Origin of the sequence: Dyella choica (assembly GCF_003977665.1) — a bacterium.
Taxonomy (GTDB): Bacteria; Pseudomonadota; Gammaproteobacteria; order Xanthomonadales; family Rhodanobacteraceae; genus Dyella_B; species Dyella_B choica.
The window spans coordinates 1-1252 of record NZ_RYYV01000064.1; the positions used below are offsets into that span (position 1 = coordinate 1).

Annotated in this window: 1 protein-coding gene; it reads left to right on the plus strand. The window is 60.6% G+C overall.

Annotated elements, in window-relative coordinates:
- Nucleotides 1-64: 64 nt before the first annotated feature.
- A protein-coding gene (locus EKH80_RS23690; RefSeq protein WP_230473912.1) for an IS3 family transposase occupies nt 65-1212 on the plus strand; the annotation gives its coding sequence in 2 pieces (ribosomal slippage) (nt 65-335 and nt 335-1212; 1149 coding nt in all).
- The last annotated feature ends 40 nt before the right edge of the window (nt 1213-1252 follow it).

The window sequence follows — 1252 nt, forward strand, 5'->3', positions numbered from 1 at the left end:
TGCCCTGGTCTAATGGTTTCGGACACCGCGATAGGGGATGATTCCCGCCCCGAGACCGATCCCCATGAAACGATCTTCCCGCCGAACATTCGATACCGCCTTCAAGCTGCGTGTGGTGCAGATGGTGAAGGAGCAAGGCCTGAGCGTAGGCCAAGTCTGTCGCGACCTGGAATTGGTCGACAGTGCCGTCCGTCGTTGGCTGCAGCAGTATGAGGCTGAGCAAGCCGGCAGCCCTGGTGTAGGCAAGCCCCTGACGGCCGAGCAGCAACGCATCCGCCAGCTTGAAGAAGAGCTCCGTCGGCTTCGCGAGGACAACGCCATCCTAAAAAAAGCCTCGGCCTTCTTCGCCCGGGAACTGAAGTGATCCATCGCATGATCGACCAGTGGGAGGAGAAGGCCGAGATTTCCCGTTTGTGCCAGCTGCTTGAGGTAAGCCGGTCTGGGTACTACGCCGCACGCCAACGGCTGCGTCGACCGCGTGCGGTATGCGCCCAGAGCGTTGCTCTGGCAGCAGCCTTTCATGCCAGCGACGGCAGCTATGGTAGCCGCCGACTCAGCGTGGCTTTGAAGACTCAGGGGCTGCCTGTGGGACGGTACCGGGCGCGCAGCCTGATGCGTCAGCAAAAACTCAAACCTTCGTGGCGACGCAAGTTTGTACACACCACCGACAGCAAGCATGACTTACCGGTGGCTCAGAACATTCTGGAGCGGCGGTTTCAGCCCGAGGCCGTCAATCGCGCGTGGGCGGCGGATATCACGTATATCCGCACCCGTCAGGGGTGGCTCTATCTGGCCGCCGTCATGGACTTGTTCTCGCGCAAGGTCGTTGGCTGGGCAATGGCACCGAACATGCCGGCCGAGCTGGTATGTAGCGCGCTGCAGATGGCCATAGCCGCACGCCAACCATCGCCGGGACTCATCGTGCATTCGGACCGTGGCAGCCAATACGCCAGCGAGGAACACCGCACGATGCTGGACCAGCGCGGCCTGGTGGCCAGCATGAGTCGCAAAGGAAACTGCTGGGACAACGCCGTCATCGAGCGCTTCTTCTTGAACCTGAAGATGGAGCGCGTCTGGCAGCGCGATTACGCCAATCACCTGGAGGCGGTGCAAGACATTACCGATTACATCGTCAACTTCTACAACGCCAACCGGCTTCACTCCACCTTAGGCTATCGTTCGCCCAACGAGTACGAGCGCTGCCTCGCCTGATATGCCCTATCGGGGTGTCCGAAAAACCTTGACCACGACA